General features: G+C 60.3%; 11 protein-coding genes and 1 tRNA gene. 10 read left to right on the forward strand and 2 right to left on the reverse strand.

Annotated elements, in window-relative coordinates:
- The first annotated feature begins 2 nt into the window (after window positions 1-2).
- The 10 genes from ACZZZ4_RS02475 to ACZZZ4_RS02520 all read left to right on the forward strand — a co-directional run bounded on the left by ACZZZ4_RS02475 (window position 3) and on the right by ACZZZ4_RS02520 (window position 11,862).
- Complete coding sequence (locus ACZZZ4_RS02475) at window positions 3-1,013, forward strand: ornithine carbamoyltransferase (protein WP_310409746.1); 1,011 nt, start codon at window positions 3-5, stop codon at window positions 1,011-1,013.
- 160 nt (window positions 1,014-1,173) lie between these two features.
- On the forward strand, window positions 1,174-2,103 hold the full coding sequence (gene arcC, locus ACZZZ4_RS02480) for a carbamate kinase (protein ID WP_463547179.1): 930 nt from the start codon (window positions 1,174-1,176) through the stop codon (window positions 2,101-2,103).
- A 63-nt stretch (window positions 2,104-2,166) separates the two neighbouring features.
- Window positions 2,167-2,529: a DUF5064 family protein gene (locus ACZZZ4_RS02485; RefSeq protein WP_203419229.1), complete on the forward strand. Its 363-nt coding sequence runs from the start codon at window positions 2,167-2,169 to the stop codon at window positions 2,527-2,529.
- Between the two features lie 207 nt (window positions 2,530-2,736).
- Entirely contained in the window at window positions 2,737-4,245 is a 1,509-nt protein-coding gene (locus ACZZZ4_RS02490; RefSeq protein ID WP_463547180.1) for a sigma-54-dependent transcriptional regulator, read from the forward strand.
- Between the two features lie 430 nt (window positions 4,246-4,675).
- A complete protein-coding gene (gene gcvH / locus ACZZZ4_RS02495; protein ID WP_463547181.1) occupies window positions 4,676-5,059 on the forward strand; it encodes a glycine cleavage system protein GcvH in 384 nt (127 codons plus the stop codon).
- Window positions 5,060-5,069: 10 nt separating this feature from the next.
- Window positions 5,070-7,922 (forward strand): aminomethyl-transferring glycine dehydrogenase, encoded by a 2,853-nt coding sequence (gene gcvP, locus ACZZZ4_RS02500; RefSeq protein ID WP_463547182.1) that lies wholly within the window; start codon window positions 5,070-5,072, stop codon window positions 7,920-7,922.
- A 184-nt stretch (window positions 7,923-8,106) separates the two neighbouring features.
- Window positions 8,107-9,483, forward strand: coding sequence for an L-serine ammonia-lyase (locus ACZZZ4_RS02505; protein ID WP_463547183.1), 1,377 nt, complete (start codon window positions 8,107-8,109; stop codon window positions 9,481-9,483).
- A 51-nt stretch (window positions 9,484-9,534) separates the two neighbouring features.
- Window positions 9,535-10,659 carry a glycine cleavage system aminomethyltransferase GcvT gene (gcvT, locus tag ACZZZ4_RS02510; protein WP_463547184.1) on the forward strand — a complete coding sequence of 375 codons (1,125 nt, stop codon included), beginning with the start codon at window positions 9,535-9,537 and terminating at the stop codon, window positions 10,657-10,659.
- Between the two features lie 404 nt (window positions 10,660-11,063).
- A complete protein-coding gene (locus ACZZZ4_RS02515) occupies window positions 11,064-11,276 on the forward strand; it encodes a cold-shock protein (RefSeq protein WP_003227496.1) in 213 nt (70 codons plus the stop codon).
- A gap of 97 nt (window positions 11,277-11,373) precedes the next feature.
- Window positions 11,374-11,862, forward strand: a complete 489-nt coding sequence (locus tag ACZZZ4_RS02520) for an RDD family protein (RefSeq protein ID WP_463547185.1) — start codon at window positions 11,374-11,376, stop codon at window positions 11,860-11,862.
- Window positions 11,863-12,039: 177 nt separating this feature from the next.
- Here ACZZZ4_RS02520 and nadA read toward each other — a convergent pair whose 3' ends face one another.
- Together nadA and ACZZZ4_RS02530 are read right to left on the reverse strand one after the other, a co-directional pair.
- On the reverse strand, window positions 12,040-13,098 hold the full coding sequence (gene nadA / locus ACZZZ4_RS02525; protein ID WP_016773509.1) for a quinolinate synthase NadA: 1,059 nt from the start codon (window positions 13,096-13,098) through the stop codon (window positions 12,040-12,042).
- A 269-nt stretch (window positions 13,099-13,367) separates the two neighbouring features.
- A tRNA-Lys gene (locus ACZZZ4_RS02530) sits at window positions 13,368-13,443 on the reverse strand.
- Window position 13,444 lies beyond the last annotated feature (1 nt).

Here is a 13,444-nt window from a genome sequence, read left to right on the forward strand (position 1 = left end):
TCATGGCGTTTAACATTCATAACCGTAACCTCCTCAGCCTTGAACACCACACCCCACGTGAGCTGCGTTACCTGCTCGACCTGTCCCGCGATCTGAAACGCGCGAAATACACCGGCACCGAGCAACAGCACCTGAAGGGCAACAACATCGCCCTGATCTTCGAAAAGACCTCGACCCGCACCCGTTGTGCCTTCGAAGTGGCGGCCTATGACCAGGGCGCCAACGTCACTTACATCGACCCGAACTCGTCGCAAATCGGCCACAAGGAAAGCATGAAGGACACCGCCCGCGTGCTGGGGCGCATGTACGACGCCATCGAGTACCGTGGCTTCAAACAGGAAATCGTCGAAGAGCTGGCCAAGTTTGCCGGCGTGCCGGTGTTTAACGGCCTGACCGATGAATATCACCCGACCCAGATGATCGCCGACGTATTGACCATGCGTGAACACGCCGACAAGCCGATCCACGAAATCAGCTACGCCTACCTGGGCGATGCGCGCAACAACATGGGCAACTCGCTGCTACTGATCGGCGCCAAGCTCGGCATGGACGTGCGCATCTGCGCGCCGAAAGCCTTGTGGCCGCATGATGATCTGGTCGAGCGCTGCAAGAAATACGGCGAAGAAAGCGGTGCGCGCATCACCCTCACTGAAGACCCGAAAGCGGCGGTGAAAGGCGTCGACTTCATTCACACCGACGTCTGGGTATCGATGGGTGAACCGGTGGAAGCCTGGGCCGAGCGCATCCAGCAACTGCTGCCGTACCAGGTCAATGCCGACCTGATGAAAGCCACCGGCAACCCGCGCACCAAGTTCATGCACTGCCTGCCGGCCTTTCACAACAGCGACACCAAGGTCGGCAAACAGATCGCCGAGCAGTATCCGCACCTGAAAAACGGCATCGAAGTGACCGACGACGTGTTCGAGTCGCCAGCCTGCATCGCTTTCGAGCAAGCGGAAAACCGCATGCACACGATCAAGGCGATCCTGGTCTCGACCCTGGCTGATCTCTAACTGATCGACCCGGTCCCTGTGGGAGCTGGCTTGCCAGCGATGGCGGTGTGTCAGCCGACATAAACACTGACTGATACACCGTCATCGCGGGCAAGCCCGGCTCCCACAGGGATCGCATTCGTCCTGCACGAACTCACTGTTTTCTAGAAGGACATGCACCATGCGTATCGTCGTAGCCCTGGGCGGTAACGCCCTGCTCCGCCGTGGTGAGCCGATGACCGCTGACAACCAGCGCGCCAACATCCGCATCGCCACCGAGCAAATCGCCAAGATCCATCCCGGCAACCAACTGGTCATCGCCCACGGCAATGGCCCGCAAGTCGGTCTGCTGTCGCTGCAAGCGGCGGCGTACACCTCGGTCAGCCCCTACCCGCTGGACGTGCTCGGCGCTGAAACCGAAGGCATGATCGGCTACATCATCGAACAGGAACTGGGCAATCTGCTCGACTTCGAAGTGCCGTTCGCCACCCTGCTCACCCAGGTCGAAGTCGACGCCAACGACCCGGCCTTCAAGAATCCGACCAAGCCGATCGGCCCGGTGTACGAAAAAACCGAAGCGGAAAAACTCGCCGCCGAGAAAGGCTGGGCGATTGCTGCCGATGGCGACAAATTCCGCCGCGTGGTCGCCAGTCCACGGCCGAAACGCATCTTCGAAATCCGCCCGATCAAGTGGCTGCTGGACAAAGGCAGCATCGTCATCTGCGCCGGTGGCGGCGGCATTCCGACCATGTATGACGAACAGCGCAACCTCAAGGGCATCGAGGCGGTGATCGACAAGGATCTGTGTTCTTCGCTGCTTGCCGAGCAACTGGAAGCCGACCTGCTGGTGATCGCCACTGACGTCAACGCGGCGTTCATCGACTATGGCAAGCCGACGCAGAAAGCCATCGCCGAAGCCCATCCGGACGAGCTCGAACGCCTCGGTTTCGCCGCCGGCTCCATGGGACCGAAGGTGCAGGCAGCCTGTGAATTCGCGCGCCATACTGGCAAGGTTGCGGTGATCGGTTCGCTGGCGGATATCGAAGCCATCGTCCAGGGCACCGCCGGTACGCGGGTCAGCACGGCGAAGCCGGGGATCAGCTACCGATAACAATAAAACGCCGGGGCAGACTCAACGCCTGCTCCGCTCCCCTGCCTTGAAAGGAGTAGCTCAATGGCCCAATTCGAACCCGGTCATCTGCATATCGAGCGGCACGCGTTGACCGACGATGACGTCAATTACAACGTGCATCTGGACTATGAAGTGTTTACCGACCCGCAGAAAGGCAAAGGGATTCAGTTCACCCTGCACGGCAGCATGCAAGGCAAGGACGTGAAGGAGGTGTTTTTCCTGCCCAAGGAAGAGGCCTACAACTTCGCCCGTGATGTCACACGAATCGCAGAGAAATACGGCATCCCCAAGACCCACAGCCAGATCGGCTCGGTGCACAAGCATTACGACCTGATGTTTGAAGACATTCGACAGAAGTTGAATATGCATTCGGGGGATCCGGTCAATCCCGAGCATTTCGAATAACCCGAATCCACCACAACCTCCTGTGGGAGCGGGCTTGCTCGCGAAGGCGGTGTATCAGTAACGAAAATATCGACTGACACACCGCCTTCGCGAGCAAGCCCGCTCCCACAGAGCATTATGTTGTGACGAAAGTCGCCGCAGATTTCATCATTAGCCCGCCCCAAGGCATACTTGCCCCCTCCGCCCTGCAGATCACTGAACCGCCCCATGCGTATCCACGTCAGCTTCATCGACCGCGTCGGCATCACCCAGGAAGTCCTGGCTATCCTCGGTGGGCGCAATCTCAATCTGGATGCGGTGGAGATGATTCCGCCCAACGTTTACATCGACGCGCCGACCCTTAGCCCGCAGGTGCTCGAAGAACTTAAAGATGCGCTGTTTCGCGTGCTCGGCGTAGTAGCGGTGACGGTCGTCGATATCCTCCCCGGCCAGCGCCGGCACTTGCAGCTCGATGCTCTGCTCGCGGCGATGACCGACCCGGTGCTGGCCCTCGACAGCGCCGGTAAGGTGCTGCTGGCCAACCCGGCGTTGATCGCGTTGTACGGTCGCGAACCGGCCGGCGAAAGCGTCTCGGCGCTGTTCAACGATCCCGGCCTGCTCGACACGCTGCTGGAAAACGGCTTTCGCCTGCCGCTGCGCGAGATCACCGTCAACGGCCAGACCCTGCTGCTCGACGCCACGCCGATCACCGACGCCGGCGCCCTGCTGACCCTGTATCAACCGAACCGCATCGGCGAACAACTCTCGGCACTGCACCACGACCATGCCGAAGGCTTCGACGCGCTGCTCGGCGAGTCTCCGGCGATCCGCACACTCAAGGCCCGCGCGCAACGGGTCGCCGCCCTTGATGCACCGTTGTTGATTCAAGGCGAAACCGGGACCGGTAAAGAACTCGTCGCCCGCGCTTGCCATGCCATCAGTGCACGGCACAGCGCTCCGTTTCTCGCCCTCAACTGCGCGGCGCTGCCGGAAAACCTCGCCGAGAGCGAACTGTTCGGCTACGCCCCCGGCGCTTTCACCGGCGCGGCGCGTGGCGGTAAACCGGGGCTGATGGAGCTGGCCAACCAGGGCACGGTATTTCTCGATGAAATCGGCGAGATGTCGCCGTACTTGCAGGCCAAACTCCTGCGTTTTCTCAATGACGGCAGCTTCCGCCGCGTCGGTGGTGATCGTGAAGTGAAGGTCAACGTGCGCATCCTCAGCGCGACCCACCGCGATCTGGAGAAAATGGTCAGCGAAGGCCTGTTCCGCGAAGACCTGTTCTATCGCCTGAACGTGCTCAACGTCGAAGTGCCGCCGCTGCGTGAACGCGGTCAGGACATTCTGCTGCTGGCGCGCTACTTCATGCAGCAGGCCTGCGCGCAGATCCAGCGCCCGGTCTGTCGTCTGGCGCCGGGGACTTATCCGGCGCTGCTCGGCAATCGCTGGCCGGGCAACGTGCGGCAATTGCAGAACGTGATTTTCCGCGCAGCGGCGATTTGTGAGAGCAGCCTGGTGGATATCGGCGATCTGGACATCGCTGGCACCTCCGTCGCGCGTCAGACCGACACCGACGTCGACAGCCTCGAACAGGCAGTCGAAGGGTTCGAACGCGAGCTGCTGGAAAAACTCTACGTCAGCTATCCCTCGACCCGGCAACTGGCCAGTCGCCTGCAGACCTCGCACACGGCGATCGCCCATCGACTGCGCAAGTACGGCATTCCCAACAAACCCTGAACACACCACAAAAACCTGTGGGAGCTGGCTTGCCAGCGATGACGGCGGCACAGGCACCATTGATGGTGACTGGTCCACCGCTATCGCTGGCAAGCCAGCTCCCACAAGGAAAGGGGCGGATTCGAAATCCGTTCAAAAACGACCCGCACCTGTACTGAAACCGCTACAGCGGAACGATATCGATACACCCTTCCTCGATCAGCGCAGTGCAAGGCTTTGATCCCGTTCAGCTTTTTCTCTGCCAACCGCTGTAGCGATTTCGCTACACCCGCCAATTTTGAACCATCATCGCCAATCTCTAAATCATTGATTTAATTAACAAAAATCTTGTTGGCCGCATTCTTGCTACTCATCTCCTCATCAATAAGGGCATCACCGCCCACGCTTTCCACCGCGTCCGCCAGACGAGTCTGGCCCCTGAGGAGTTTCCATGAGCGAGTTGCGTTTTACTGAAGATCACGAATGGCTGCGCACCGAAGCCGACGGCAGTGTCACCGTCGGCATCACCGCATTCGCGCAGAACGCCCTGGGCGACGTGGTGTTCGTGCAACTGCCTGAGCTGCAGGCTTACGAAAAAGGCGCTGAAGCCGCCACCGTGGAATCGGTAAAAGCCGCCAGCGGCGTATACATGCCGCTCGATGGCGACGTGCTGGAAGTCAACCCGGCACTGCAAGACGCTCCTGAGCTGGTCAACGAAGATCCGCTGGGCGATGGCTGGTTCTTCCGCTTTCAGCCAAGCGATGCCGCCGCTGTCGGCAAACTGCTCGATCAGGACGCCTACGACCGTCTGATCAAAGCCCAAGCCGAAGCCTGAGGAATTAGCCATGACCGCCATCAATCTCGGCACCGCCAACGAATTCATCGCCCGTCACATCGGCCCGCGCGCCGGTGACGAGCAAGCCATGCTCAACAGCCTCGGCTTCGACTCGCTCGAAGCGCTGCGCGCCAGCGTCATCCCGGAAAGCATCAAGGGCACCAGCGTGCTGGGCATGGACGACGGCCTCAGCGAGGCCGACGCCCTGGCGATGATCAAATCCATCGCTGGCAAAAACCAACTGTTCAAAACCTATATCGGCCAGGGCTACTACAACTGCCACACGCCTTCGCCGATCCTGCGCAACCTGCTGGAAAACCCGGCCTGGTACACCGCTTACACCCCGTACCAGCCAGAAATTTCCCAGGGCCGTCTCGAAGCGCTACTGAACTTCCAGACCATGATCAGCGACCTTACAGGCCTGCCGATCGCCAACGCCTCCTTGCTCGACGAAGCCACCGCCGCTGCCGAAGCCATGACCTTCTGCAAGCGCCTGAGCAAGAACAAGGGCAGCCACCAGTTCTTCGCCTCGATCCACAGCCACCCGCAAACCCTCGACGTGCTGCGCACCCGTGCCGAGCCGCTGGGTATCGAGGTGGTCGTGGGCGATGAGCGCGAACTGACTGACGTCACGCCGTTCTTCGGCGCGCTGCTGCAATACCCGGCGAGCAACGGTGATGTGTTCGACTACCGCGAGCTGACCGAGCGCTTCCACGCCGCCAACGCCCTGGTGGCGGTGGCCGCTGATCTGCTGGCCCTGACGCTGCTGACCGCTCCGGGCGAGTTTGGCGCTGACGTCGCCATCGGTTCGGCACAACGCTTCGGCGTGCCGCTGGGTTTCGGTGGCCCGCACGCTGCTTATTTCTCCACCAAAGATGCGTTCAAGCGTGACATGCCGGGCCGTCTGGTCGGCGTCTCGGTTGACCGTTTCGGCAAGCCGGCCCTGCGTCTGGCGATGCAGACCCGCGAGCAACACATCCGCCGCGAGAAGGCCACGTCGAACATCTGCACCGCCCAAGTGCTGCTGGCCAACATCGCCAGCATGTACGCCGTTTATCACGGCCCGAAAGGCCTGACCCAGATCGCCAACCGCGTGCATCACCTGACCGCAATCCTGGCCAAGGGCCTGACCGCGCTGGGCGCTCAAGTCGAGCAAGTCAGTTTCTTCGACACCCTGACCGTCGCCACCGGCGCACACACTGCCGCGCTGCACGATAAGGCGCACGCCCAGCAGATCAACCTGCGCGTGATCGACGCCGAACGTCTGGGCCTGTCGGTCGACGAAACCACCACTCAGGCTGATATCGAAACCCTGTGGGGCCTCTTCGCCGACGGCAAGACCCTGCCGGACTTCGCTGCGCTGGCCGCCTCGGTGCAGAGCACCATCCCTGCTGCGCTGCTGCGTCAGTCGCCGATCCTCAGCCACCCGGTGTTCAACCGTTATCACTCGGAAACCGAGCTGATGCGCTACCTGCGCAAACTGGCGGACAAGGACCTGGCACTGGATCGCACCATGATCCCGCTGGGCTCGTGCACCATGAAACTCAACGCCGCCAGCGAAATGATCCCGGTGACCTGGGCCGAATTCGGTGCCCTGCACCCGTTCGCCCCGGCCGCACAAAGCGCCGGTTACCAGCAACTGACCGATGAGCTGGAAGCAATGCTCTGCGCCGCCACCGGTTACGACTCGATCTCGCTGCAACCGAACGCCGGTTCGCAAGGTGAATACGCAGGTCTCCTGGCGATCCGCGCCTACCACCAGAGCCGTGGCGACGAGCGCCGCGACATCTGCCTGATCCCGTCGTCGGCCCACGGCACCAACCCGGCCACCGCCCAAATGGCCGGCATGCGCGTCGTCGTAACGGCGTGCGATGCCCGTGGCAACGTCGACATTGAAGACCTGCGCGCCAAAGCCATCGAGCACCGCGAACACCTCGCCGCGCTGATGATCACCTACCCGTCGACCCACGGCGTGTTCGAAGAAGGCATCCGCGAAATCTGCGCGATCATTCACGACAACGGCGGCCAGGTGTATATCGACGGCGCCAACATGAATGCGATGGTCGGCCTCTGCGCACCGGGCAAGTTCGGCGGCGACGTCTCGCACCTGAACCTGCACAAAACCTTCTGCATCCCGCACGGCGGTGGCGGCCCGGGCGTCGGCCCGATTGGCGTCAAATCGCACCTGACCCCGTTCCTGCCGGGCCATGGCCAGATGGAACGCAAGGAAGGCGCGGTCTGCGCGGCACCGTTCGGCAGCGCGAGCATTCTGCCGATCACCTGGATGTACATCCGCATGATGGGTGGCGCCGGTCTGAAGCGCGCTTCGCAACTGGCGATCCTCAATGCCAACTACATCGCCCGTCGTCTCGAAGAGCACTACCCAGTGCTGTATTCGGGCAGCAATGGTCTGGTGGCGCACGAATGCATCCTCGACCTGCGTCCGCTGAAAGACAGCAGCGGCATCAGCGTCGATGACGTCGCCAAACGCCTGATCGACTTCGGCTTCCACGCGCCGACCATGTCGTTCCCGGTCGCTGGCACGTTGATGATCGAGCCGACCGAAAGCGAATCCAAGGAAGAGCTGGACCGCTTCTGCGACGCGATGATCCGCATCCGCGAAGAAATCCGCGCAGTGGAAAACGGCACGCTGGACAAGGAAGACAATCCACTGAAAAACGCCCCGCACACCGCAGCGGAACTGGTTGGCGAATGGACCCACCCGTACAGCCGCGAGCAGGCCGTGTACCCGGTCGCGTCGCTGATCGAAGGCAAATACTGGCCGCCGGTCGGACGCGTCGACAACGTCTTCGGCGATCGCAACCTGGTGTGCGCCTGCCCGTCGATCGAAAGCTACGCTTAAGAGCGGCAGCTGCAAGTTTCTAGCTGCAAGCTGCAAGTAAGGGCTGATCTGCTTTTAACTTGCGGCTTGTGTCTTGCTGCATGCACTGAGGCCTTATAGAAGGCGCAAGGAAAAACCCGATCCGCTTTTACTTGCAGCTTGCAGCTTGCAGCTTGAAGCTAGCAACTGCTCCGCAGGAGCCCCCATGTCGTTAAGCGTGTTCGACCTGTTCAAGATTGGCATCGGTCCGTCCAGTTCCCACACCGTCGGCCCGATGCGCGCGGCGGCGCGCTTCGTTGAGGGGCTGCGCCGTGAAAACCTGCTGACCAGCACCGCCAGCGTCCGTGTCGAGCTGTACGGTTCGCTCGGCGCGACGGGCAAAGGCCACGGCAGCGACAAAGCCGTGCTGCTCGGCCTCGAAGGCGAACACCCGGACACTGTCGACACCGAGACCGTCGCCGCGCGCCTGCAAGAAATTCGCGGCAATGGCCGACTGAATCTGCTCGGTGAACACAGCATCGCGTTCAACGAAAAAGAACACCTGGCGATGATCCGCAAACCGTTGGCCTATCACCCCAACGGCATGATCTTTCGCGCCTTCGACGCAGCGGGAATTCAGATCCGCAGCCGCGAGTACTACTCGGTCGGCGGTGGTTTCGTTGTCGATGAAGATGCCGCCGGCGCCGATCGCATCGTCGAAGACGCCACGCCACTGACCTTCCCGTTCAAAAGTGCCAAGGATTTGCTCGGTCATTGCGCCACCTATGGGCTGTCGATCAGCCAAGTGATGCTGACCAACGAAAGCGCCTGGCGTCCGGAAGCCGAGACCCGTGCCGGCCTGCTGAAGATCTGGCAAGTGATGCAGGATTGCGTCGCTGCCGGCTGCCGCAACGAAGGCATTTTGCCGGGCGGTTTGAAGGTCAAACGCCGGGCGGCGGCGCTGCATCGGCAATTGTGCAAGAACCCGGAATCGGCGCTGCGCGATCCGCTGTCGGTGCTCGACTGGGTCAACCTTTATGCACTGGCGGTCAACGAAGAAAACGCCAACGGCGGGCGCGTGGTTACTGCGCCCACCAATGGCGCGGCGGGCATCATTCCGGCGGTGCTGCATTACTACATGCGTTTTATCCCCGGGGCGAATGACGACGGCGTCGTGCGCTTTCTGCTGACCGCTGCCGCAATCGGCATTCTCTACAAGGAAAACGCATCGATCTCCGGCGCCGAAGTCGGCTGTCAGGGTGAAGTCGGCGTGGCCTGTTCGATGGCCGCCGGCGCCTTGTGCGAAGTGCTTGGCGGCAGCGTGCAGCAAGTCGAAAACGCTGCGGAAATCGGCATGGAACATAACCTCGGCCTGACCTGCGACCCGATTGGCGGCCTGGTGCAGGTGCCGTGCATCGAGCGCAACGCGATGGGCTCGGTGAAAGCCATCAACGCGGTGCGCATGGCCATGCGTGGCGACGGTCAGCATTTCGTCTCCCTCGACAAAGTCATCCGCACCATGCGCCAGACCGGCGCCGACATGAAAAGCAAATACAAGGAAACCGCTCGCGGCGGTTTGGCAGTCAACATTATCGAATGCTAATTAGCCCCCTCTCCCTGCGGGAGAGGATTGGTATGAATCAAGGAGTCCCGCATGACCACCGAACAACTCTCGAAAACCCCGCTGCACGCACTGCACCTCGAACTCGGCGCACGCATGGTGCCGTTCGCCGGCTACGACATGCCCGTGCAATACCCGCTGGGCGTGATGAAAGAACACCAGCACACCCGCGAACAGGCCGGGTTGTTCGACGTTTCGCACATGGGCCAGATTCGCCTGACCGGTGCCAATGCAGCCCAAGCCCTGGAAACCCTGGTGCCGGTGGACATCATCGACCTGCCGGTGGGCATGCAGCGTTATGCGATGTTCACCAACGAAAGCGGCGGCATCCTCGACGACCTGATGGTCGCCAATCTGGGCAATGACGAGCTGTTCCTGGTGGTCAACGCCGCGTGCAAGGATCAGGATTTCGCGCATCTGCAAAAACACATCGGCAATCAGTGCACCATTACGGCGCTGTTCGAAGAGCGCGCCCTGCTCGCCCTGCAAGGTCCGGCAGCCGTCACCGTGCTGGCGCGTCTTGCGCCGGACGTGGCGAAGATGACTTTCATGCAGTTCAACCGTGTGTCGTTGCTGGGCGTGGACTGCTTTGTCAGCCGTTCGGGCTACACCGGTGAAGACGGTTTCGAAATCTCCGTCCCGGCCGCCGAAGCGGAAAAACTCGCCCGCGCCCTGCTCGCCCAACCAGAGGTCCAGGCCATTGGCCTCGGCGCCCGTGATTCGCTGCGTCTGGAAGCCGGCCTGTGCCTGTACGGCCATGACATGAACACCGAGACCACACCAATTGAAGCCAGCCTGCTCTGGGCGATCTCCAAGCCACGCCGCGCTGACGGCGCGCGGGCCGGCGGTTTCCCGGGCGCAGAGCCGATCTTCGCGCAGCAACAAAATGGTGTCGCACGCAAACGCGTCGGCCTGCTGCCCCAGGAACGCACCCCCGTGCGTGAAGGCGCAGAAATCGTCAACGAGACCGGCGATATCATCGGTAGCGTCTGCAGCGGTGGCTTCGGTCCGACCTTGGGAGGACCATTGGCGATGGGTTACCTCGACAGCGCCTACGTTGCTCTCGACACTCCGGTGTGGGCCATCGTCCGTGGGAAAAAGGTGCAAATGCTTGTAAGCAAAATGCCATTTGTTCCACAACGCTACTATCGCGGCTGATCGACTGTTTCTATAAGTAACGCGATTGCGTTATGCGTGCACTAATGTGTAACGCAATCGCCATAAAACAGTGCGTTTTTTAACATCCGTTTCGAATATGAACGTTGCTTATAACGTTTGCTGAAAATAGAGCCGGACAATCGTCTAAGACACAACTAGTTAACTGACGAACTGCCATGAAGGGCAGTAAAACCGGGGCCTTCGCAGGGCTTGTTTTTTCTCCCGTAGTTGGCGTAGAGTTTGTCCACTGTGTTTGCATGGGTCAGCTTGGAATCGTGACCTGGGCAGTAGCCTACAAGTTAGCTACATCCCGCTCGACGTCTTCTTACTCCTTGCAACCAGCTCCAGTACTCTTTCATGTGAAAGGGGCTGTCATCAATTTTATGCGTCAAAGGAAATAAGAAATGTCCACACGTCAGAGCGGTACCGTCAAGTGGTTTAACGACGAGAAAGGTTTTGGTTTTATCACTCCAGAAAGCGGTCCGGATCTGTTCGTACATTTCCGCGCCATTCAGGGCAACGGCTTCAAAAGTCTGAAAGAAGGCCAGAAAGTGACTTTCGTTGCTGTGCAAGGCCAGAAAGGCATGCAGGCTGACGAAGTACAAGCAGAAGCCTGATCTGCTGATACGAAAAAGCCCCTGATATTGATATCAGGGGCTTTTTTGTGCGCGCTAATCCGTAAACTGGCGCTTCCATTCACGCCTTGAGGCTGTCATGTCGAAACACCTGCTCACGCCGCAAGGGGACTTTCCTCCCGTTGCTCTCGGTCGTCGTCTGGCGGCGATGTTCTACGACTTCCTGCTGTGCACCGCCCTGCTGATCGTCACCGGATTCATCTACAAGCTGATCCAGGCCGCCATTGTCGGCGAAGAACGCCTGCGGGCGATGACCGATGCCGGCCAGCTCGATGGCGATCCGCTGTATTCCACGGTGCTGCTGCTGGTGTTGTTCGGCTTCTTCGCCAAGTTCTGGACCCACGGCGGGCAGACATTGGGGATGCAGGTGTGGGGCCTTCGGGTGCAGAATGCCGACGGCACGGCCATCAGCCTGTGGCAGGCGCTGTTGCGCTTTATGGTGTCGATCGCGTCGTGGTTGTGTGTCGGGCTGGGGTTCTTCTGGTCGCTGTTCGACAAGCAGAAACGCACTTGGCATGACATCTATTCGGATACCCGTGTGGTGCGGATCCCGAAGAAGAGCAAATAATTTCCATACTCAAGAGCCGGCCTGTGGTGAGGGGATTTATCCCCGTCCGGCTGCGTAGCAGTCGTAAAGAAGCACACGCGGTATCCCTGATATGCCGCGGTGTTTGATTTAGGGCGGCTTCGCCACCCATCGGGGATAAATCCCCTCACCACAGGGCTCACTTCTACAAGGGAGTACTCAGGCGTTACCGGCCAACTTCATTCGCGCTGCCTGGGTGAAGTCCAGCATGCGCTTCAGCGGGCGAATCGCCTGGGGAATCAGCGCCGGATCAACAAAGATCTCGTTGGTGCCTTCCTTCAAGCTCTTCAGCGTGCGCTCAAGGGTGTTCATGGCCATCCACGGGCAATGCGCGCAACTGCGGCAAGCCGCGCCGTTACCGGCCGTAGGCGCTTCGATGAAGACCTTGTCCGGGCACAGCTGCTGCATCTTGTAGAAGATGCCACGGTCGGTGGCGACGATCAGGGTCTTGTTCGGCAGGCTTTGCGCGGCAGCGATCAACTGGCTGGTGGAACCGACCGCGTCCGCCAGCTCGATCACCGAAGTCGGCGACTCGGGATGCACCAGAATCGCCGCGTCCGGGTACAACGCTTTCATGTCTTCGAGCTGCTTGGACTTGAACTCTTCATGAACGATGCAGGCACCGTCCCAAAGCAGCATGTCGGCACCGGTCTTGCGCTGAATGTAAGTGCCCAGGTGCTTGTCCGGACCCCAGATGATCGTCTCGCCGTTATCCATCAGGCTTTCGACAATTTCCAGTGCACAGCTCGATGTCACCACCCAGTCAGCCCGAGCCTTAACGGCGGCGGAGGTGTTGGCGTAAACCACCACGGTGCGTTCCGGATGCTGATCGCAGAACGCCGAGAACTCGTCGACCGGGCAACCCAGGTCCAGCGAGCAGGTCGCCTCCAGGGTCGGCATCAGCACGCGTTTTTCCGGGTTGAGAATTTTTGCCGTCTCGCCCATGAATTTCACGCCGGCGACCACTACGGTCTTGGCCGGGTGAGCATTGCCGAAGCGGGCCATTTCCAGGGAGTCGGAAACACAGCCGCCGGTTTCTTCGGCCAGGGCCTGAATCACCGGATCGCAATAGAAGTGAGCCACGAGCACCGCGTCCTGAGCCTTGAGCTCGGCAGCGATGGCGGAACGGTAATAAGCCTCCTCCTCTGCCGTCAGCGGTTTCGGCTGCTTGGCGTCGAGGTGGGCTTGAACCAGAAGGCGTTCGGAAATCTGCGTCATGTTCGCAAGACCTGCAGGCGCATTCGCGCGAAAGTCGAGTATACACCCGGCTCCGGACCGCTAGAGGGTACCGCCGGGAGAGTGAGTATCATCAGGCACGGACAGCGTTGAAGCTGCGCAAGGCTACAGAATATCCCGTTGATAAAAAAGATGATTCTGACCTGTGTCAGGTGTGGCCGCGCTGAAAAATCGAACGCCCGAATCGCAGGCAAAAAAACCCGGAAATCCTCACTTTCGTGGGCCTTCCGGATTTTCTAAACCGCTAAATATGGTGGGTCGTGTGGGATTCGAACCTACGACCAATTGGTTAAAAGCCAACTGCTCTACCAACTGAGCTAACGACCCG

Source organism: Pseudomonas sp. AC252 (assembly GCF_979258105.1).